Raw genomic sequence first — 20,995 nt, 5'->3', positions numbered from 1 at the left:
CTATCGACATGAAGACATGAAGGAGACAAACATGAAGCAGCGAAATAACACGAATACGCCGCCGATTCCCGCGACCTGCGATGTGCTCGTGATCGGCGCGGGCGCGGGCGGACTCTCGACGGCCATCACGGCGCGCAAGGCGGGACTCGACGTGGTCGTGGTCGAAAAAGCCGAAGTTTTCGGCGGCACGACGGCGTTTTCGGGCGGCGTGCTCTGGATTCCGGGCAACCGTCACGGCATGCGTTCCGACGCGCGCGAAGCGCCGGACACACGCGAAGCCGCACGCACGTATCTGCGCGGCGAACTCGGTGCGTTCTACGATGAAGACGCGATCGAAGCGTTCCTCGAACACGGTCCGCGCATGCTCGAATTCTTCGAACGCGAGACGGAAGTGCAATTCGCGCCGACGCTTTATCCCGACTATCATCCGGATGCGCCCGGCGGCGTCGATGTGGGACGCTCGGTGGTCGCCGCGCCATACGACGCGAGTCGCCTCGGCCGCGATCTCGCGCGTCTGCGGCCGCCGCTCCGGAGCATTACCTTTATCGGCATGATGTTCAATTCGTCCAATGCCGATCTCAAGCACTTCTTCAACGCCACGCGTTCGCCGGCGTCGGCGTGGTACGTGGCGAAGCGGCTCGGATCGCATCTGAAGGAACTGGCAATACACGGACGCGGCGTGCAGGTCACGAGCGGCAACGCGCTGGCCGCGCGCCTTGCGAAGTCCGCGCTCGATCTGCGTATTCCGATTCTCGCGGCCACAGCGGCGCGCGAATTGATCGTCGAAGCGGGGCGCGTGACGGGCGCGGTGGTCGAACGCACGGGCCAGGGCGAGGGCGGCCAGCGCATCGCGGCGCGCCGCGCCGTGGTGCTCGCGGGCGGCGGTTTCTCGCACGACGCCGTGCGCACCGCGCAAACCTACGCGCATCTGCAACGCGGCGGCACGCACGCCTCGCCGGTTCCTGAGGACAACACCGGCGACGGCGCGCGGTTGGCCGAGCGTGCAGGCGCGCGCGTGACGCCGCGTTATCCGCAGCCCGCCGCGTGGATGCCGGTCTCGCGCGTACCGCGCGGCAAGGGCCGCTTCGCGGTGTTCCCGCATTTGCTCGATCGCTACAAGCCGGGCATCATCGGCGTGACGCGTCGCGGCGAGCGCTTCACCAACGAATCGAATTCGTATCACGACGTGGGCGCGGCGATGATCGAGGCGTGCCGCGGCGACGCGCAGACCGCGATGTGGCTGATCTGCGATCACGCGACGATCCGCCAATACGGCCTCGGCTACGCGAAGCCCGCGCCGGTGCCGCTCGGCCCGATGCTGCGCAACGGCTATCTCGCGAAAGGGCGCTCGCTCGCCGAACTCGCGCAGCGCGCAGGCATCGACGCGCACGGGCTCGAAGCGACCGTGCGCCGCTACAACGAGCATGCGGTGCGCGGCGAAGATCCCGCGTTCGGGCGCGGCACGACGTCGTTCAACCGCTATCTGGCCGACCCCGTGCAGCGCCCGAACCCGTGCGTCGCGCCGATCGGCGACGGTCCGTATTACGCGCTGAAGGTCGTGATGGGCGACCTCGGCACCTTCGACGGTTTGCGCACGAGCGTGGAGGGCGCCGTACTCGCCGACGACGGCCGCGCCATCGCCGGCCTCTACGCGGTGGGCAACGACCGCGCGAGCATCATGGGCGGCAACTATCCGGGCGCGGGCATCACGCTCGGCCCGATCATGACCTTCGGCTACCTCACGGGCCGCCATCTCGCCGGACTCGACAACGCCGTCGATTCCTCCGCAGACGCTGCGCGCGCGACGCGCGTAGCGGCATGACTTTTCATCAGGCGGAGAGCCGCATGAGCAAGCCTTTTATCGATCACCGCACCTACACGATCCGTGCGCGCGGCATGGCCGAATTCATCGACGTATTCGACCGCCTCGCCATGCCGATCCAGCTGAAGTATCTGGGCGCGCCGGCCGGTTTCTATATGAGCGACATTGGCGCGCTGAATCAGGTCGTGCATCTCTGGGCGTACGAAAGCATCGCCGATTACGACGCGCGCCGTACCGCACGCGATGTCGATCCGCATTGGCCCGCGTATTTGCAGGCGTCCGCGCATTTGATCGTGGCACAGGAAAGCCGCATCATCCGGCGCGTGGAATTCAAAAGTCTTGCGCGTTTTGCGGACTGACTCGCGTAACGACCTGCTTAACAAAGCCGCATTGCTGCTGCATTCGAAAAGGATTGATGCGCGGTGCCGCGTTTATCGCAAGCGTTTCGCGCATTAAGATTGGCACGCGTCGTTCAGGCGATGAACGATGCTGGTCTCCAAACCGACTTGACCTCCGTTTGCGCAAAACGGAGGTCTTTTTTTATCGAATTTATTTCGCGAAACGCAATAGCGCATTGTGCTTTCCGGCGGTAAGGATTTTGCCTGTTTTGGTAATGCTTCATTGCATTGATGCAACGTTAACAAATGTGATTCAGCTCTTATAATCCGCGAGCATTCGATTCAGCGCACTCCTTATTCAAGGCATGCGCGGACCCACAATCGAATAACGAAAAGAGAGAAGAAATGCGAAAACGAAAGCTGCCGGTAGCGGTTCTCTTCGCAGGACTGCTCGCGGGCTCGACGGCGGCGCACGCCGATCAATGGGGCATTCAGTTCGCGGGCGGCGTTGCGGATCATGACGTGAAGAAAGCGGATCTTGGCATCGTGTGGGATCCGGGCTGGCAATGGTGGGCGATAGGCGGCTATCACTTCACCGTGGTAGGTGAAGGACACGTGGCGTACTGGGACACGCGGGAGAATCCGGCGTCGCATGCGAACATCTGGGAGTTCGGTTTTACGCCGGTTCTCCGCTTCGTGAAGAACTCAGGCTTCATTCGCCCGTTCATCGAAGCGGGCGTGGGCGTGCGTCTGCTGTCGCACGTCGACGAAACGCCGGACCGCAGCTTTTCGTCGTCGTTTCAATTCGCGGATATGGTGGGCGTGGGCGCAATCTTCGGCGAGCACCAGAACTATCAGGCGGGCTTTCGCTTCCAGCATCTGTCGAATGCGGGACTCAAGCATCCGAACCCCGGCATCAACTTCAGCCAGGTCTACGTACAGTACAACTTCTGACCGGGCAGGTCCGGTTCGATATCTCGCAGGCGCTTCGCCGCACGGTCGCTCGACCCGTTGCGCGACGCGCCTTTTTCATTGGAATTTCGCTACTCGCATCACCGCCGCGCGGGCGCATTGCAAACATTGCATGCGCCGTGTTGTTGCGACGTTCGACATCAATCTATTGCGTCATTTGAATCGTAAGCAAAATGTGGGGTGCGCCGCTTACAGAAATGCCATGAAATGCCGATGAAGAAAGGCTTTCGGAATGACCGGTTCATCTCATAAAAACCCGAACTGTTAATTAATGCTTTCAGATGGCTTGTTAATTAACGGAATCGCAACGGTGTATATTCACCAAAAATGCGAACGCGCTACCGTTTGCCTCTATGATTAGTCGCGACGTTTTACCGCAGCTCAGCCATGAGGACAAAATGGATCTAGCCCAAATCCGCCGCGAAGCCTTCGCGATGCCTGTGCACAATCCCGCGTATCCGCGCCCGCCGTTCCGCTTCGTCAATCGCGAATACTTCATCATTTCCTACGAGACCGATCCCGACGCGCTGCGCGCGATCGTGCCGGAACCGCTCACGCCGGAAAACAATCTCGTCCATTACGAGTTCATCCGCATGCCGGACTCGTCGGGTTTCGGCGATTACACCGAAAGTGGCCAGGTCGTGTCGGTGCGCGACCCGCAAGGCCGCCTCGGCAACTACACGCACTCGATGTATCTCGACGACGAAGGCCCGATTGCGGGCGGTCGCGAAATCTGGGGTTTCCCGAAGAAGCTCGCGCGCCCGGTGCTCGCCGTGGACGGCAACGACACGCTGCTCGGCACGCTCGACTACGGCACGCAGCGCATCGCCACGGGCACGATGGGCTACAAGCATCACGTGCTGAACAACGAAGACGAGCGCCGCAAGCTCGCCGACACGCCCAACTATCTGCTCAAGGTGATTCCGCACGTGGACGGCAGCGCGCGCATCTGCGAACTGGTGCGTTTCTATCTGCGCGACGTGACGGTGCATGGCGCGTGGAGCGGTCCGGCCGCGATCGAACTGCATCCGCATGCGCTCGCGCCGGTCGCCGACCTGCCGGTGCGCCGCGTGGTGGGCGCGCGTCACGTGATCGCCGACCTCACGCTCGATATCGGCGAAGTGGCGTACGACTATCTCGCCGAACCGGCCGGCCATGCGAATGCCGCCGCGTCCACGCGCCAGACCGGTCTGGACGAACGCGAAGCCGAACTGGCCTGATGCACTGTGCATTTCTAACATTTGTCTAAACCAATAAGGATTACTTATGTCGTTGCAGAACAAGGTTGCAGTCATCACGGGGGCCGCGAGCGGCATCGGCGAACATTGCGCGCGGACGTTTGCCAGCCAGGGCGCGGCGGTCGTGATCGCCGACCTGAACCTCGCGGCGGCGGGCAAGGTGGCCGACAGCATCGTGTCGGCCGGCGGCAAGGCGCTCGCCGTGGCGATGGACGTGACCAATGAAGAAGCCGTGAATGCGGGCATCGAAGAAGCGGTGAAGGTGTTCGGCGGCATCGACGTGCTGGTGTCGAACGCGGGCATCCAGATCATCAGCCCGGTCGAGGACTTTCCGTTCGCCGACTGGAAGAAGATGCTCGCGATCCATCTGGACGGAGCGTTTCTCACCACGAAGGCCGTGCTCAAGCACATGTACGGCAGCGGCAAGGGCGGCTCGATCGTCTATATGGGTTCGGTGCATTCGCACGAGGCGTCGAAGCTGAAGTCGGCCTACGTGACCGCGAAGCACGGCCTGCTCGGCCTCGCGCGCGTGGTGGCGAAGGAAGGCGGCCCGCGCGGCGTGCGCGCGAACGTGGTGTGCCCGGGCTTCGTGCGCACGCCGCTCGTCGACAAGCAGATTCCCGAGCAGGCGAAGGCGCTCGGCATTTCGGAAGCCGACGTGGTCAGGAACGTCATGCTCAAAGACACCGTCGACGGCGAATTCACCACGCTCGACGACGTGGCGAACACGGTGGCGTTCCTCGCCGGATTCGGGTCGGCGGCGTTGACGGGGCAGTCGGTGCTCGTCACGCACGGCTGGTCGATGCACTAAATCACGCGAGGAGAACGTATGCGCAGCAGCACGAAAATAGACGCAACCGCACGCAAGGAGCGCAAGCCGGTCGAGCTGCCGCGCTACGACGAAATCGCCCTTGTTTTGCAGGGCGGCGGCGCGCTCGGCTCGTATCAGGCCGGAGTGTTCGAAGGGCTCGCCCAGTCGGGCGTGGAACCGCATCGCATCGCGGGCGTGTCGATCGGCGCGCTCAACACGGCGATCATCGCGGGTAACGAACCGGGCAAGCGTGTCGCAGCGCTGCGCGGATTCTGGGAGTCGATCTGCCATCCGCTCGACTGGTTCGGCAACCTCGGCGCACTGGCGCTGCCGCTGTTCGGTCATCAGGCGCTGTCGCGCCGCTGGGCCAGCATGTGGGCCGCGAGCCGCGCGCTTACCGAAGGCCAGCCGGGCTTCTTCGCGCCGCGCCTGCCGCTGCCGGTGGCGGGCTGGCACAAGGCGCCGCCCACGGCCGTGAGCTATTACGACACGGCCGCGCTCAAGGCCACGCTGCAACGTTTCGCCGATTTCGACCGCATCAACGACGGCCCGATCCGCGTGTCGGTCGGCGCGGTGAATGTGCGCAGCGGCAATCTGATCTATTTCGACAACGCGAAGATGCGTCTCGAACCCGAGCACTTCATGGCCTCGGGCGCGCTGCCGCCGGGCTTTCCGGCCGTGGAGATCGACGGCGAGTTCTACTGGGACGGCGGACTCGTCTCGAACACGCCGCTCACCGAAGTGCTGCGCGACGCCGATCACAAGGACACGCTGGTGTTTCAGGTCGATCTATGGAGCGCGAACGGCAGCGTGCCCGCCGACTTTCTCGACGTGGCCGAACGCGCGAAGGACATCCAGTATTCGAGCCGCACGCGCGCGATCACGAACATGCTCGCCGATCGCCAGAAGCACGCGCGTTTCATCAAGGAACTGCTCGAGCATGTGCCGCCCGAAACGCGCCGCGGCGACCCGCTGTTCCGTCTCGCCGAGCGTGTGGCCGACGGTTCGTCGATCAACGTGGTGCATCTGATCTACAAGAACAAACCGTATGAAGGCCACTACAAGGATTACGAATTCAGCGTCGATACGATGGAAGAGCACTGGGCGAGCGGACTCGAAGATATCCGCGCGTCGTTTGCGCATCCAGACTGGTTCGCGGTGCCTAGCCGCGAACAGGGTTTTGTCACGCACGATATCCATCGCCGCGCTGGCGAAGTGCCGGAGTCGGACCGCGACGAACTGACGACCGGCGCGAGCGGCCAGACCGAAACGCCGCGCGTGACGGCTTGATCGTTCGAGGCAGGCAGCGGGCGCGCGAACTGTCGCGGGAACCGCTGCCTGCCTCACGCGGCGAGCGAAGTCTCGCGCGCCGCGTGCCAACCCTGCTGCATGTCGTAGCCCGACGGCTGCTGATAAACGCGCAAGCCGAACTCGGGCAGCACGGCAATCAGGTGATCGAACAGGTCGGCCTGAATCGCCTCGTAATCGCTCCACTTCGTGGTGTTGGTGAAGCAATAGAGTTCGAGCGGAATGCCGTCGGCGCCGCTCGCCAGTTGCCGCGCCATGCAGGTCATCTCGTGATGAATCTGCGGATGGCGTTCGAGATACGCCTGCACGTAGGCGCGGAACGTGCCGAGATTGGTGAGCTGCCGACGGTTCGCCGCGCAGTCGGCCGCGCTGCCGAGCGCACCATTGAACTGCGTCAGTGCGTGGCGCTTGTCGTTCAGATAATCGGTGAGCAGCGTGAGGCGTTCGAGCCGCGCGATTTCGCCGGCGTCGAGAAAACGCACGCTCGTTGCGTCGAGCATGAGCGCGCGCTTGATCCGCCGCCCGCCCGATTCCGTCATGCCGCGCCAGTTCTGGTAGCTCTCGGTGATGAGCTTCCACGTCGGAATCGTGATGATGGTGTTGTCGAAATTCACCACTTTCACGGTGTTCAGCGTGATGTCGACGACGGTGCCGTCCGCGCCCGAGCTTGGCATCGTGATCCAGTCGCCAATGCGCAGCATGTCGTTCGACGAAAGCTGCACGCCCGCCACGAGCCCGAGCAGCGTGTCCTTGAAGATCAACATGAGCACCGCCGACATCGCACCGATGCCCGAGAGCAGCAGGCCGATCTGCTTGCCGGTGGCGTCGCCGATCACGACCAGCGCCGCGGTGATGAACATCACGAGCTTGACGAGTTGCATCGCGCCCTTGAGCGAGAGGCGCGGCTGATCCTGGCGCGCGGTGCGATGACTGTGTTCGAGCGCGGAGAGCGTGGCGCTGATCGTCATCGTGACGAGGAAGACGATCAGCGCGAAGACGATCTTGTCGGCGAGTTGCAGCGCGTTGTCGGGCAGACCCGGCACCAAGCCGAGACCGAGCTTGATGACGACGAAGGGCGCGACGCGGCTGAGCCAGGTGAACGCGCCGAATTCGAACAGGGCGTCGTCGATGCGGGTGGTGGAGCGCCGCGCCAGACGCGCGACCACGCGGAACAGCAGGAAGTGAGCGATGGCGGCCACGGCGAAGGCGGCGGCCAGCAAGACGAGCGCGCCGACCAGCGGCGCAAACCAGATTTCATGCACGGTCATGGGGTAATGCGGGTTCCTTTTTCAAGCGTTGAAACAAGCGTTCAAACACGCGCCGCGCGCGGCGCCTGCCCTGCGGGCAGACCCGTAGGGTACTTGAAAGGGACATCGCGTGCGAGTCGGGGCTCCGCGCGCCGCGTGCGCCTCGCTCACAGGCGCAGGCGCACGGCAGGCCGCATCGATCAGATAAACGGCGGCTCGCTCTGCCAGTCGAAGAAGTCCGGCATGTCAGTGGAAACGCGATTGGGGAACGCCGCCGCGCGCTTGTCGAGGAACGCGCTCACGCCTTCGGCCGCATCCGCCGAGCGCCCGCGCGACTGGATCGCGCGGCTGTCGAGGCGGTGCGCTTCCATCGGATGCTGCGCGCCCGCCATGCGCCAGATCATCTGCCGCGCAATGGCGGCGGACACCGGCGCGACGTTGTCGGCGATCTCGCGGGCGAGCGCGTAGGCCGCGGGCAGCAGGTCCTCCGCGGCGTGAACGGAGCGCACGAGCCCGCGCGCCAGCGCTTCCTGCGCGCTGAACACGCGTCCTGTGAAACACCATTCGAGCGCCGACGAGATGCCCACCACGCGCGACAGAAACCACGACGAAGCCGCTTCGGGCGTGATGCCGCGCCGCCCGAACACGAAGCCGAATTTCGCGTCGGCGGACGCGAGGCGGATGTCCATCGGCAACTGCATGGTCACGCCGATGCCGACCGCCGCGCCGTTGATCGCGCCGATCACCGGCTTGAGGCTGCGGAAGATGCGCAGCGCGACGCGGCCGCCGCCGTCGCGATGCACGGCGTCCACGCTCGTGCCGAGGCGTTTCGCGTAGTCGAAAGTTTCGCCGCCCGAGGACAGGTCCGCGCCCGCGCAGAACGCGCGTCCCGACCCGGTGACGATCACGCAGCGCACGGCGTCGTCGGCGTCGGTGGCGTCGAAGGCGGCGATCAGCTCCTGCATCATCGTCGCGGTGAATGCGTTGAGTTTTTCCGGCCGATGCAGCGTGATCGTGGCGATGCCGTCCTCGACCGCGTAGCGCAGCGTTTCGAATTGCGGCAATTGCGATGCGTTCATGACGGTTCCTCCACGCGATGCGGCGTGGCCGCGACGAAGCGCGGCGCGCGTTGCTCGACGTTCGCGAGCACGGCTTCACGCTGATTCGCGCCGCCGATCAGCGCATCCTGCTCGACCGATTCGGCGATCAGCGTGGCCGCCGCGTCGCCGCGCGAGGCCACGTGCAACAGACGCTTCGCGGCGCGAATCGCGTCGGGGCTTTTCTGCGCGATTTCGCGCGCCGTTTGCAAAGCGAGCGCAAGCGGATCGTCGCTCACGCGCGTGGCGAGACCGATCTCGACTGCCTCCGGTCCTGCCACCACACGCGCCGTATAGATCAGCTCGCGCAGACGGTCGTCGCGCACGAGGTCGCGCGTGAGCACCATGCCGCCCATATCGGGCACGAGGCCCCACTTCATTTCCATCACGGAGAGCCGCGCGTCGGGCGTCACGTAGCGCATGTCCGCGCCCAGCGCGAGTTGCAGCCCGCCGCCGAACGCCACGCCATGCACGGCCGCGATCACCGGCACCGGCAGCTCGCGCCAGAGCGTGCAGATGTACTGGAAGTCGTTGCTCAGCCCGCGCGTGCGCACGGCGATGGGCGTCGTGCGCGTGGTCTGCGCGAGCGCGGCCATGCTTTGCATGTCGAGGCCCGCGCAAAACGCCTTGCCGTTGCCCGAGAGCACGACGGCGCGCAGATCGGCTTCGCTCGCGAGCCGCTCGCCCGCGGCGATGAGCGCCGCGAACAGGCCGGGGTTCAGCGCGTTCATCTTTTCCGCGCGATTGAGCCGCACGTCGGCGACGCCGTCCGCGATGGCGATCTGCACGAGTCCTTCGCCGCTCTCTGCGCCTGCTGCGTCTACTTTACTGCCTGGATTCATTGCCCTTGCTCCTTGAGTGAAGATTCGCGCGTCACCACGTATCGACGAAACGCCGCTTCGCGTCGTGCGCCGCCGCCGTCGAACCGTTCGCGGGCGGCGGGCTCGCGTTGAGTCCGCGCATGAGCCAGCGGCGCGTGTCGGCGGGATCGATCACGCCGTCGATTTCGAGGAAACTCGCCATGTTGATGGCCTTGCCGTTGCGATACGCGTCGGCGACCATGCGTTCGAACAGCGCTTGCCGTTCGGCGGGATCGTCGATGGCCGCGAGTTCCTTGGCGTAGCCGAGCCGCACCGCGCCTTCGAGCCCCATCGCGCCGAACTCGCCGCTCGGCCACGCGATGGTGAACAGCGGCGCGTGGAAGCTGCCCGCCGCCATCGCCTGCGCGCCCAGCCCGTAGCCCTTGCGCAGCACGACGGTGAAAAACGGCACACGCAGGCTCGCGCCCGCGACGAACATGCGCGAGACGTGGCGCACCGTGGCCTGCTTTTCCGAATCGGGGCCGACCATGAAACCGGGCGTGTCGCACAGCGAGACCAGCGGGATGCCGAAGGTGTCGCACAACTGCATGAAGCGCGCGGCCTTGTCGCCCGCCTGCGCGTCGATCGCGCCGCCCAGATGCATCGGATTGTTGGCGAGCAATCCGAACGGCTTGCCTTCGATGCGCACGAACGCGGTGATGAGGCCCGGCGCAAAGTCGCGACGCAGTTCGAGCACGGAGCCGGTGTCGGCGAGCGTGTCGATCACGCGGCGGATGTCGTAGACGCGCAGCCGGTTCTCCGGAATCGCCTCGCGCAGCAGCCGCTGATCGGCGCAATCGCCATCGCCTTCCTGTGCGAATGACGCAAACGGCCCCTGAAAATACGAGAGATACTGCTTCGCGACGCGCACGGCGGCTGCTTCGTCGTCGACCAGAATATCGATCACGCCGTTGGGTGACTGCACGCTGGTCGGGCCCACTTCCTCGGGCGAGAACTTGCCGAGGCCGCCGCCTTCGATCATCGCCGGTCCGGCCATGCCGATGCTCGCGTTGCGCGTGGCGATGATCACGTCGCAGCAGCCGAGCAGCGCCGCATTGCCCGCGAAGCAGCGTCCCGACACCACGCCGACGAGCGGCACCTGGCCCGAGAGCCGCGCCATGCTCGCGAAGGTGCGGCAGTCGAGGCCCGCGACGCCCACATGGTCGGTGTCGCCGGGTCGCCCGCCGCCGCCTTCCGCGAACAGCACGAGCGGCAGCCGCCATTGCTCCGCGAGTTGCAGCATGCGGTCGGTTTTCTTGTGGCTCATCATGCCCTGCGTGCCCGCGAACACCGTGTAGTCATAGGCGATCGCCATGCAGCGCGCGGCCTGTGCGCCGAAGCGCGCCGCGTTCACGGTGCCGATGCCGGCGATCAGGCCGTCGGCGGGACTCTGCGCGATGAGCTCGTCGAGCGGACGGCGGCCGCGTTGCGCCGCGAGCGCAAGCGCGCCGTATTCGACGAAGCTGTCGGCGTCGAGCAGATCGTCGAGATTTTCGCGCGCGGTGCGCTGGCCGGTCTTGCGCCGCTTCGCGACCGCGTGCGGACGGCGTTCGTCGCGCGTGAGCGCATGGCGTTCGAGCACTTCGGCGAGGTCGGCGCGAATGTGCGCGAGGTCGCGGCTCGCTTCGGTCTCGATGCCGGCCGCGGCCACCTCGGCGGGTTCGATGAACAGCAGCGGCGCGCCTTCGAACACGCTGCCGCCCGGTTCGAGCGCCAGCGCGCGCACGATGCCGCTTTGCGTGGCCTGCACGACGAACTCCATCTTCATCGCTTCGAGCACGGCGACTTGCTGGCCGACGGCGACAGCGTCGCCGGGCTGCACGTCGAGGCTCACCAGCACGCCCTGGCTCGGTGCGACGAGCGGCACGCAGCCTGGCGGCGCGCTATCTGCGCTTTGTGCATCGGTGTGAGATGGCGAATGGGCGCCGCCCGGCTGATCGGCGCGGAAATGCAGCTGCGGATGCGCCTGCCCGCCCGACGCGATCAGTTCGCCGATATGACGTTCGATGAAGCGCGTATCGATGTCGTAGCCCGGCAGTTCGGGGCGCTGCAACACCGTCTGCAGAAACGGCAGCGTGTTCGCCACGCCTTCGAGCCGGAATTCGCCCAGGCCGCGATACGCGCGGCGCAGCGCGCCCGCGAAGTCGTCGGCGTGCGCGATCACTTTCGCGAGCAGCGAGTCGTAGCTCGGGCTCGTCGTGTAGCCCGCATAGCCGTAGCCGTCCACGCGCAGGCCCGCGCCGCTCGGCGGCTCGTAGGCGCTCAGCGTGCCGCCCGCCGCGCGCGCGCTGCCGTCGGCCTGCATCGTTTCCAGATTGACGCGCGCCTGCACCGCGAAGCCGCGCACCGGCGGCGGATCTTGCAGCCGGAGGTCGGCGAGCGTCGCGCCTTCGGCTAGGCGCAACTGCGTGCGGACGAGATCGATGCCGGTGACGGCTTCCGTCACGCAATGCTCGACCTGCACGCGCGGATTCGCCTCCATGAACACGAAGTCGCCGCGCGCGGTATCGACGAGAAATTCGAACGTGCCGATGCCGCGATACTGCACGGCGCGCGCGAGCGTGAGCGCCGCGTCGATGATCCTGCGCCGCAGCGCGCCGTCCAGATGCGGCGCGGGCGCGATCTCGATCACTTTCTGATGGCGCCGTTGCAGACTGCAATCGCGTTCCCAGAGATGACTCGCGTGCGTGCCGTCGCCGACGATCTGCACTTCGACATGACGCGCATGCTCGATCAACCGTTCGACGTACAGCGCGCCGTTGCCGAAGGCCGCGCGCGCTTCCGATTCGCAGCGCGCCCAGGCGTCGGCGAGACTGGCCGCGTCGCGCACGGCGCGCATGCCGCGTCCGCCGCCGCCCGCGAGGGCCTTCACCATGATCGCGCCGTGTTCGGCGAGCAGGGCGCGCGCTTCGTCGAGCGTGGCCGCGCGATTGCTGCCCGCCGCGAGCGGCACGCCGCAGCGCGTCGCGAGTTCGCGCGCGCGGGCTTTGTCGCCGAAAGTGTCCAGCACGAGCGGCGACGGCCCGACGAAGCGCAAACCGGTCGCCGCGCAGGCGCGTGCGAATTCGGCGCTTTCGCTCAGGAAACCGTAGCCGGGATGCACGGCGTCGCAGCCGTTCGCGCGCGCGGCCTCGACCAGTTGCGCGATGTCGAGATACGCGGCGGCGCCGCGTCCGGCGAGCGGCACGGCGAGGTCGGCACGGCGCACGTGCAGCGACTGCGCGTCGTCTTCGGCATAGACCGCGACGCTGCGCAGATTCGCTTCGGCGGCGGCGCGCGCGATGCGCACGGCAATCTCGCCGCGATTGGCGATCAACAGTGAGCGCAGCGCAGCGTGGGGAGCAGGGGAGGCGGAGTTCGTCACAGCAGCTTGTCCAGTTCCTGTTTTCTGACCTTGCCGGTCGCGGTCATCGGCAATGCGTCGATCACGCGGATTTCCGGCACCTTGTAGACGGCCATCGAGGCGCGGCACCACGCGGCGAGTTCGTCGCCGCTCGCTTCGCTGCCCGGTTTGAGCACGACGAAGGCAACCGGCTGCTGACCGCGCGCGGCGTCCGCCTTGCCGATCACCGCGCTGCCCGCAATCGCCGGATGCTGGCCGAGCAGCGCTTCGAGTTCGCTCGGAAATACGCTCATGCCGTTCACCTTGAGCATTTCCTTGCGCCGTCCGAGATAGCGGATGAAGCCTTCTTCGGTGATCGTGGCGAGGTCGCCGGTATGCAGCCAGCCGTCGTGCAGCGCGTCGGCGCTGGCCGCCTCGCGCTGCCAGTAGCCTTTGAACAGCGACGGCGAGCGCACGCACAGTTCGCCTTCGCCGCCCGGCGGCAGCAGCGCGCCGCTCGCGAAATCGCAGACCTTGAATTCGGTGCCCGGCACCGGCAGACCGACGAAGGTCGGCTGCGCGCGCAGGTCGCGGTCGTCGTCCTGAAGGCCGAGCGTGAAGGTGTCGCAGGTGTGCGTCTCGGTCATGCCGTACGCGAATTCGTAGAGCGTGCAGCCCGTGAGTTCGCGCCAGCGGCGGCGGTAATCGGGCGTGAGCTTCTTGATGAACGAGATCGCGCCCACGCGTCGCAGCGAGCCGTAATCGAAGTCGCGCACGTTTGGCTGATTGAGCACGTCGGCGACGCTGTCGACGAGCATGCCGCAATGCGTCACGCGATAGTGCTGCACGGCGCGCATCCAGGCGAGCGCGTCCCAGCGCGCGAGCAGCACGAGCGCGGCGCCCGCGAACACCGGAAACAGCAGGCCCGCGTTTTCGCCCGCGATCCAGAACTCGGGCAGGAAGTTGAGGAAGACGGTGTGCTCGTCGGCGTGCAGCGCGACCGGCGTGAAGCTCGCGCAGGTGTAGAGCATGTCGCCGTGCGTGTGGATGCAGCCCTTCGGCAAGCCCGTCGTGCCGCCCGTGTAGTTGAGTGCGGCGATGTCGTCGAGTTGCGGTTCGTCGTCGGGCACCGGGCCGTTGGCCGCGTCGAGCGCGGGCAGAAAGTCGATGGCGCGAGCGCTCGTCAGCTTGGGCGCGAGCACGATATCGGGCAGCGGCACCGCCGATTGCGCGCCGCGCATCTCGCCCACGCCGGTCGCGATCACCTCGCGCAACGCGCACTCGTCGCGCACCTGATCGACCACGGACAGCAGCTGATCGGCGCAGATCACCACGCGCGCGCCGCTGTCCTTGAGCTGATAACCAAGTTCGAGCGCCTTCGAGAGCGGGCTCACGGGCGCATGCACGGCGCCGAGCTTGAGGATGCCGTAGAACGCCACGTGCATCTGCGGACAGTTGGGCATGAAGACGGCGACGCGGTCGCCGCGCTGCACGCCGAGCGACGCAAGCAGCGCCGCGCAACGGTCGCTCAGGCGATTGAGTTCGCCGTAGCTGAGCGTGCGGCCATAGAAGTGCACGGCGGGACGTTGCGGCGCGCGACGCGCCCACTCGCGCAGATAGGCCGTCAAAGGCCGCTGGCCGAGCGGATACTGCGGCTCGCGCGGCGCATCGGCGGGCCAGGCGTGCGCCCACTTTCGATGCAGATCGTCCAGATACTCGCGTTCGTTCATGGAAAGCCTCGCGGAACGCACCTAGGTGCGCCGGTTCGCAATGCGCGTTGAATCGCGGCGTGGAAACGACACAACCCTGAATCGGTGATTCAGCGCGCCGCGCGGGAGAGAGAGGTCGCCGACCGTCCATGATGTGCACGAACGCACTTTTCTGCGCCTGCTGTTTTTCCCGGTTGACTTTGCCGCACGGTCGTGCGATTTATTTCGATACCCCGAACGCGCACCGCGTTCGCGTCGTTCCATCTGCATCACCCATCAACGTGTGAGAGGAAAGGAGACAGCGCATGGAGTCGAAGAACGTTCCGGAAGTGGCCGAACTGCTGCAGGATTCGCCGAAGAATTGGGGCAAGTGGGGCAGCGACGACGAAGTGGGCTCGCTCAACTATCTGACGCAGGCCGAGGTGTTGCGTGGCGTGGCGTCGGTGCGATCGGGCAAGACCTTCACGCTGCAGATCCAGATGGGGCATCCGAAGGGCGATCCGGTCTGGCCGGGGCGTTCGCAGGCGCGCCGCATGAACGTGATGGACAAGGGCCATTACCTGTGCGGGAAAGGCCCGCTGTTTCCGGGGCTCGCCGAATACGCCGACGACATGATGATCATGTATCTGCAAGGCTCGACGCAGTACGACGCGCTCGGCCACGTCTGGTACGACGATCAGCTCTGGAACGGCTACGACGCGAAGTCGACCATCGGCGGGCTGGAAAAAGCGAGCGTGCTGCCGATCGCCGAGCGCGGCGTGGTGGGGCGCGGCGTGCTGATCGACATGGCGCGCCATCGCGGCAAGGCCGTGCTCGATCCGGGCGAAACCTTCACGCACGAAGACCTGCTCGCGGCTGCGAAGGCACAGGGCGTGGAGATCGAAAAGCGCGACATTCTGGTGATCCGCACGGGCTGGATCGGTTCGTTCTACGAGCGCGATCAGGCCGAGTTCTATCAGAACTTCGTCGAGCCGGGGCTCACGTACAGCCGTGAACTCGTCGAGTGGTTCCATCGCATGGAGATCCCGAATCTCGTCACCGACACAATTGCAAACGAAGTCACCGTCGATCCCGTTTCGGGCGTGGCGCTGCCGCTGCACAACGCGCTGATGCGCAATCTGGGCGTGACGCTCACCGAAATCGCGCAACTCGATCCGCTCGCCGCCGATTGCGCCGAAGACGGCCAGTGGAATTTCCTCTACACCGCCGCGCCGCTGAAAGTGGTGAACGGCAGCGGCGCGCCGGTGAATCCGGTGGTGGTGAAGTAGGCGTAGCATCGCCTGCATCGCTTCCGCTGCGGCATCTTTCGTCGATTGATTGAGAACCGGTCCGCCTGCGCGGCGCCGCGATGCCGTCGTGTCGCGTTGAAAAATCGCCCCGCGGCGGCCGTTTTTTTGCTGGAATTGCTGGAGCGCTCATGACGCCCTATGAAAGCAAACCGTGGCTCGCGCATTACGCGGCGGGTCACGCGGCCACCATCGACCCGCAATACGGCGATGCCCTGAGTCTCTTTCGCGCGGCTGTGGCGCGCGCGCCCGAGCGGCCCGCGCTGCTGTATTTCGACGGCGCGCTCACCTACGCCGAACTCGATGCGCAATCGGATGCGCTCGCCTGCGCGTGGCGCGAACGCGGCATCGCGCGCGGCGAGCGCGTGGCGATCTATCTGCAGAACGTGCCGCAATTCGTGATCGCGCTGGTGGCCGCGTGGAAACTCGGCGCGATTGCGGTGCCGGTCAATCCGATGAATCGTGCGCGCGAATTGCGCGTGCTGCTCGCGGATTCGGGCGCGCGTCTGCTCGTGTGTCATGGCACGCTGCACGACGAGGTGGTGCGTCCGCTGCTGGCCGAAGAAGACGCGCGCGTGGCGAACGGCGAGATCGCGGCGAGTGCGCGCGTGCACCCGCAGGTGATGACGACTTCGGCGCTCGATTATCAACAGCGCCACGACGAGCGTCTGTTCGCGGGCATGGACCGCGCGCGCGAAACTCAACCGCGCGACGACGCCGAAGACTTCCGCACCGTCATCGACGCGTATCGCGGCCAGACGCCGCCCGCGATCGACCTCCACAGCGACGACGTCGCCATGCTCGTCTACACCTCGGGCACCACGGGCGTGCCGAAGGGCGCGATGAACACGCACGGCAACGTGGCCTTCAACGCGCAGGTCTATCGCGACTGGGTGGGCTTGCGCGAAGGCGCGCCGCTGCTCGGCGTGGCGCCGCTCTTTCATATCACCGGGCTGGTCGGCCATGTGGGCGCGGCCTTCATCTGCGCCGCGCCGCTCGTGCTGGCGTTCCGCTTCGAACCGGGTGTGCTGCTCGACGCCATCGCCGAACACAAGCCGGAGTTCACCATCGGCGCGATTACGGTGTTTATCGCGCTGATGAATCATCCGCGCGCGACGCGCGAGCATTTGGCCTCGCTGCGCCGCATCTATTCGGGCGGCGCGCCGATTCCGCCGAGCGTGATCGAAGCGTTCCGTTCGCGCTTCGGCCACTACATTCACAACGGCTACGGGCTGACCGAAACGAATTCCCCCACGCACGTCGTGCCGGTCGGCAGCGAAGCGCCCGTCGATGCCGCGTCGGGCACGCTGGCCATCGGCGTGCCGGCGTTCAACGTGGAGTCGTATATCGGCGACGATGCGGGTCAGCCGCTGCCGGCGGGCGAAGTGGGCGAGATCATTTCGCGCGGGCCGATGATCGTGCCCGGCTACTGGAACAAGCCGCAGGAAAGCGCGAAGGCGATCGTCGACGGTTACTTCCGCACCGGCGACGTGGGCTTCATGGATGCGCAGGGCTGGTTCTATCTCGTGGATCGCAAGAAGGACATGATCAACGCGGGCGGTTACAAGGTCTGGCCGCGCGAAGTGGAGGACGTGCTGTACACGCATCCGGCCGTGCGCGAGGCGGCCGTGGTCGGCGTGCCGGACAGTTATCGCGGCGAGACCGTGAAGGCCGTGGTGAGTCTCAAGCCGGGCGCGAACGTGACGCCCGACGAGCTGGCCGCATACTGCAAGGAACGTATGGCGGCGTATAAATATCCGCGCATCGTGACGATTATCGACGAGTTGCCGAAGACCGTGACGGGCAAGATTCTGCGCCGCGAATTGCGGGGTTGAAACCGCGTTGAGACCTCGCCAATAGGTCTGGGCTATGACCGGTAGAGTTAATCGATAGTGGCCGATTTCGCTGATCCCACGTGTAATGCGTCAATCGTGCAATTCGAATGATGCATTGGAGGAGATCGAAAGTGAAAATCGTGGTGCCGGTCAAACGCGTGGTCGATTACAACGTGAAGGTTCGTGTGAAGTCGGACGGCACGGGCGTGGATATCGCGAACGTCAAGATGTCGATGAATCCGTTCGATGAAATCGCGGTCGAGGAAGCGGTGCGCTTGAAAGAAGCGGGCATCGCAACGGAAGTGATTGCGGTTTCGGCGGGCGTTTCGCAGGCGCAGGAAACGCTGCGCACGGCACTGGCGATTGGCGCGGATCGCGCGGTGCTGATCGAATCGAATGAGGAATTGCAACCGTTGGCTGTTGCGAAGCTTTTGAAAGCGCTCGTCGATAAAGAGCAGCCTTCGCTGGTGATTCTCGGCAAACAAGCCATCGACGACGATTCGAATCAGACCGGTCAGATGCTTGCCGCTTTGGCGAATCTGCCGCAAGCGACGTTTGCTTCGAAAATCACGGTTGCGGATGGCAAGGCGACGGTGGCGCGTGAAGTCGATGGCGGCGCGGAAACCTTGGCGTTGACATTGCCCGCTGTCGTGACGACGGATTTGCGTTTGAACGAGCCGCGCTACGTCACGCTTCCCAACATCATGAAGGCGAAGAAGAAGCCGCTCGAAACGATCACGCCGGAAGATCTCGGCGTGGATGTCGCTCCGCGTTTGAAGACGCTGAAAGTTTCGGAACCGCCCAAGCGCAGCGCAGGCGTGAAAGTGCCTGACGTGAAAACGCTGGTCGAAAAGCTGAAGACCGAAGCCAAGGTGCTGTGAGGAGCGAATCGAAAATGACGAACCTGGTAATTGCAGAACACGACAATCAGTCGATTAAAGCCGCAACATTGAACACGATTGCAGCGGCGCAGAAAATTGGCGGCGATGTGCATGTGCTGATTGCTGGCCACAACGCGAAAGCGGCTGCGGATGCAGCGGCGAAAATCGTCGGCGTTTCTAAGGTGCTGCTCGCCGATGCGCCGCAACTCGAACACAGTCTCGCGGAAAACGTCGAGGCGACGGTGCTTTCCTTAGCGAAGAACTACTCGCATATTCTCGCGCCTGCTACGGCAAGCGGTAAAAACGTTACGCCGCGTATTGCCGCCAAGCTCGACGTTGCGCAGATCAGCGATATCACTGCGGTTGAAAACGCCGATACGTTTGAGCGTCCGATTTACGCTGGCAATGCGATTGCGACCGTGCAATCGGCTGATCCGGTGAAAGTCATCACCGTTCGCACCACCGCATTCGATGCCGTCGCTGCGGAAGGCGGCAACGCATCGGTAGAAAAAATCGAAGCGGCAGCGGATAACGGCAAAGCGCAATTCGTCAATCGCGAAGTCACGAAACTCGATCGCCCCGAACTCACCAGCGCAAAGATTATCGTGTCAGGCGGACGCGGTCTGGGCAGCGGCGAAAACTACACGAAGGTACTGGAACCGCTCGCCGACAAACTCAACGCGGCACTCGGCGCGTCACGCGCAGCCGTCGACGCAGGCTACGTGCCGAACGATTATCAGGTCGGTCAAACCGGCAAGATCGTCGCGCCGCAGCTTTACGTCGCCATCGGTATTTCAGGCGCGATTCAACATCTCGCGGGCATGAAAGATTCGAAGGTGATCGTCGCGATCAACAAGGACGAGGAAGCGCCGATTTTCACCGTAGCCGACTACGGTCTCGTCGGCGATCTGTTCACGGCCGTGCCGGAGCTTGCCGATGCACTTTGAGCCCAACACCGCGACGCCCGTCCGCGACGACGCCGCCAAAGCCGCGTTCTCGCCGCAATCGTTCCTGTTCGTGCCGGGCAGCCGCCCCGAGCGTTTCGAACGCGCGCTCGAGAGCGGCGCGGACGCGGTCATCATCGACCTCGAAGATGCAGTCGAGCCCGCCGCGAAGGACGCGGCGCGCGAGAACATCGCGAACTGGGTCTCGCGCCGCCATCCCGTGCTGGTGCGCATCAATGGCCGCGCCACGCCGTGGTTCGAGGCCGATGCGAAACTTGGCGCGCTCGACGGCGTCGCGGGCATCGTGCTGCCGAAAGCCGAACACGGCACCGACGTAAGCGCGACTGTCGCGCTCGCGCGTCGCCGCGTGCCGGTGTTTCCGCTGATCGAAAGCGCGCTCGGCATGTGGAACGCGATGGACGTCGCGCGCGCGCCGTTCGTGAAGCGCTTGATGTTCGGCACGCTCGACTTCATCGCCGAAATGGGCATGCCCGACGACGGCGAGCCGCTCAATCACTATCGCTCGCAACTGGCGCTGATCTCGCGCGTGGCGGGCATCGACGCGCCGGTCGATGGCGTGACGCCCGACATTCAGGATCTCGCGCGCATCGAGGCCGACGCGCTCAACGGCAAGCGGCTCGGCTTCGGCGCCAAGCTCTGCATTCATCCGAAGCAGATCGACGCCGTGCACCGCTGCTATCGCCCGAGCGAAGCGGAACTCGCGTGGGCCGCACGCGTGGCGCAAGCTGCGCGCGAGGCGCAGGCGGGCGCGATTACCGTCGACGGCAAGATGGTCGACCGCCCCGTGATCCTGCGCGCGCAGCAACTGCTCGCGCTGGCCGCGGCGGTGGCGCAGCAGGGCGCGTGAAATCAGCGCGCGCGGCGTCGGGCGTCGAGCCCGGCGCTTTCTGCCTGACGCTTTTATCCTGATGCAACCGCCGCGCCCCGCGCAGCTTCGCGACGAGTGGCGCGAACACTTCCATCAACTCGGTCGTGCCGGAGCGCCGCTCGGGCTGACCGAATTCCACGTCGATTTTCCCCGCGTTGTGCACGTCGTAGAGATCGGTGATCAGACGCGCGTGCGCGTCGCTGAGTCCGGCGAGCTTTAGCGCGGGCGTCCATGGCTCGCGCGGCAACTCGCGCGCGGCGATGTCGCGTACGCGCGTCTGCCGCATCTCGCCTGGGCGTTGATCGCGGAACTCGAAGCGCTGGCGGAACTCAGCACGCCGCATTTCAAGGCGCTGTTTCGTGCGACGGTCGGCTTGCCGGTGCATCACTACGTGGTGCGGCGGCGGGTGCGAACGCACGGCGTGCCGCGTGCAGCG

Annotated in this window: 16 protein-coding genes; 11 read left to right on the top strand and 5 right to left on the bottom strand. The window is 65.3% G+C overall.

Going from position 1 to position 20,995, the window contains the following annotated elements:
- Positions 1 to 31 precede the first annotated feature (31 nt).
- The 6 genes from SB764_RS09970 to SB764_RS09945 all read left to right on the top strand — a co-directional run bounded on the left by SB764_RS09970 (position 32) and on the right by SB764_RS09945 (position 6,471).
- The gene (locus SB764_RS09970; RefSeq protein WP_410863435.1) at positions 32 to 1,822 is read left to right on the top strand and encodes an FAD-dependent oxidoreductase; all 1,791 of its coding nucleotides are present in this window, start codon (positions 32 to 34) and stop codon (positions 1,820 to 1,822) included.
- Positions 1,823 to 1,845: 23 nt separating this feature from the next.
- Complete coding sequence (locus tag SB764_RS09965) at positions 1,846 to 2,181, top strand: NIPSNAP family protein (RefSeq protein WP_176080934.1); 336 nt, start codon at positions 1,846 to 1,848, stop codon at positions 2,179 to 2,181.
- Between the two features lie 384 nt (positions 2,182 to 2,565).
- Entirely contained in the window at positions 2,566 to 3,114 is a 549-nt protein-coding gene (locus SB764_RS09960; RefSeq protein WP_065061482.1) for an acyloxyacyl hydrolase, read from the top strand.
- Positions 3,115 to 3,530: 416 nt separating this feature from the next.
- Positions 3,531 to 4,352 (top strand): acetoacetate decarboxylase, encoded by an 822-nt coding sequence (locus SB764_RS09955; RefSeq protein WP_082992046.1) that lies wholly within the window; start codon positions 3,531 to 3,533, stop codon positions 4,350 to 4,352.
- 46 nt (positions 4,353 to 4,398) lie between these two features.
- Positions 4,399 to 5,181, top strand: a complete 783-nt coding sequence (locus SB764_RS09950) for a 3-hydroxybutyrate dehydrogenase (protein WP_065061481.1) — start codon at positions 4,399 to 4,401, stop codon at positions 5,179 to 5,181.
- An 18-nt stretch (positions 5,182 to 5,199) separates the two neighbouring features.
- Positions 5,200 to 6,471: a DUF3734 domain-containing protein gene (locus SB764_RS09945; RefSeq protein WP_065061480.1), complete on the top strand. Its 1,272-nt coding sequence runs from the start codon at positions 5,200 to 5,202 to the stop codon at positions 6,469 to 6,471.
- A 53-nt stretch (positions 6,472 to 6,524) separates the two neighbouring features.
- Here the strand turns inward: SB764_RS09945 and SB764_RS09940 are convergent, their stop codons facing one another.
- From SB764_RS09940 to SB764_RS09920, 5 genes are all read right to left on the bottom strand, one after another.
- Entirely contained in the window at positions 6,525 to 7,757 is a 1,233-nt protein-coding gene (locus tag SB764_RS09940) for a mechanosensitive ion channel family protein (protein ID WP_410863433.1), read from the bottom strand.
- A 179-nt stretch (positions 7,758 to 7,936) separates the two neighbouring features.
- Positions 7,937 to 8,815 carry a crotonase/enoyl-CoA hydratase family protein gene (locus SB764_RS09935; protein ID WP_410863431.1) on the bottom strand — a complete coding sequence of 293 codons (879 nt, stop codon included), beginning with the start codon at positions 8,813 to 8,815 and terminating at the stop codon, positions 7,937 to 7,939.
- Positions 8,812 to 9,675: a crotonase/enoyl-CoA hydratase family protein gene (locus tag SB764_RS09930; protein ID WP_074981788.1), complete on the bottom strand. Its 864-nt coding sequence runs from the start codon at positions 9,673 to 9,675 to the stop codon at positions 8,812 to 8,814. Before SB764_RS09930 ends, SB764_RS09935 begins: the two co-directional genes overlap by 4 nt.
- A gap of 31 nt (positions 9,676 to 9,706) precedes the next feature.
- The gene (locus SB764_RS09925; protein WP_410863429.1) at positions 9,707 to 13,057 is read right to left on the bottom strand and encodes a carboxyl transferase domain-containing protein; all 3,351 of its coding nucleotides are present in this window, start codon (positions 13,055 to 13,057) and stop codon (positions 9,707 to 9,709) included.
- Positions 13,054 to 14,745: an AMP-binding protein gene (locus SB764_RS09920; RefSeq protein ID WP_410863427.1), complete on the bottom strand. Its 1,692-nt coding sequence runs from the start codon at positions 14,743 to 14,745 to the stop codon at positions 13,054 to 13,056. The genes SB764_RS09925 and SB764_RS09920 overlap by 4 nt, the downstream gene beginning before the upstream one ends.
- 284 nt (positions 14,746 to 15,029) lie before the next feature.
- Between SB764_RS09920 and SB764_RS09915 the strand changes: the two genes are divergently transcribed.
- The 5 genes from SB764_RS09915 to SB764_RS09895 all read left to right on the top strand — a co-directional run bounded on the left by SB764_RS09915 (position 15,030) and on the right by SB764_RS09895 (position 20,538).
- Positions 15,030 to 15,992: a cyclase family protein gene (locus tag SB764_RS09915; RefSeq protein WP_065061477.1), complete on the top strand. Its 963-nt coding sequence runs from the start codon at positions 15,030 to 15,032 to the stop codon at positions 15,990 to 15,992.
- A gap of 149 nt (positions 15,993 to 16,141) precedes the next feature.
- Positions 16,142 to 17,845, top strand: a complete 1,704-nt coding sequence (locus tag SB764_RS09910) for a class I adenylate-forming enzyme family protein (protein ID WP_410863425.1) — start codon at positions 16,142 to 16,144, stop codon at positions 17,843 to 17,845.
- Between the two features lie 131 nt (positions 17,846 to 17,976).
- Positions 17,977 to 18,726: an electron transfer flavoprotein subunit beta/FixA family protein gene (locus tag SB764_RS09905; RefSeq protein ID WP_410863423.1), complete on the top strand. Its 750-nt coding sequence runs from the start codon at positions 17,977 to 17,979 to the stop codon at positions 18,724 to 18,726.
- Between the two features lie 14 nt (positions 18,727 to 18,740).
- Entirely contained in the window at positions 18,741 to 19,673 is a 933-nt protein-coding gene (locus SB764_RS09900) for an electron transfer flavoprotein subunit alpha/FixB family protein (protein ID WP_410863421.1), read from the top strand.
- Entirely contained in the window at positions 19,663 to 20,538 is an 876-nt protein-coding gene (locus tag SB764_RS09895) for an HpcH/HpaI aldolase/citrate lyase family protein (protein WP_080180888.1), read from the top strand. The genes SB764_RS09900 and SB764_RS09895 overlap by 11 nt, the downstream gene beginning before the upstream one ends.
- Positions 20,539 to 20,995 lie beyond the last annotated feature (457 nt).

The sequence above is a fragment of the Paraburkholderia sp. SIMBA_027 genome (genome assembly GCF_046535315.1).
In the GTDB taxonomy this organism is placed as follows: Bacteria; Pseudomonadota; Gammaproteobacteria; order Burkholderiales; family Burkholderiaceae; genus Paraburkholderia; species Paraburkholderia tropica.
Note: the sequence above shows the minus strand (reverse complement) of the source record. Positions and strands in the feature narration are given on the sequence as shown.